Here is a 272-nt window from a genome sequence, read left to right as displayed (position 1 = left end):
CGGTGGCAGTCTTGAAAAGATGAAAGACACATATGTGGATTTTATTCATAACTTGCCGTTTTATGGTTTAGCTGTTGTATGTATTGATTCTGAAGTTGCTGCTGAACTTATTCCGCGCTTTGGTCGCCCAGTTATTACGTATGGCGAATCGAAGGATGCTGATTACCGCATGAGCGACTTTAGCCAATCAGCTAATACATGCACATTTACAGTAACTAACAAGCAAGGTGAGTGTTTAACTGCCACGTTGAATATGCCAGGTAGACATAACG

1 protein-coding gene is annotated in these 272 nt (G+C 41.5%); it reads left to right on the top strand.

Going from position 1 to position 272, the window contains the following annotated elements:
* The coding region (locus tag AAEY57_RS19990; protein ID WP_350608665.1) for a Mur ligase family protein at positions 1-272 on the top strand (272 nt) is incomplete at both ends.

This window comes from Pseudoalteromonas sp. MER144-MNA-CIBAN-0113 (assembly GCF_040308965.1).
GTDB lineage: Bacteria > Pseudomonadota > Gammaproteobacteria > Enterobacterales > Alteromonadaceae > Pseudoalteromonas > Pseudoalteromonas tetraodonis.
The sequence above is the reverse complement of the archived record's forward strand: the minus strand, read 5'-3'. Positions and strand labels throughout refer to the sequence as shown.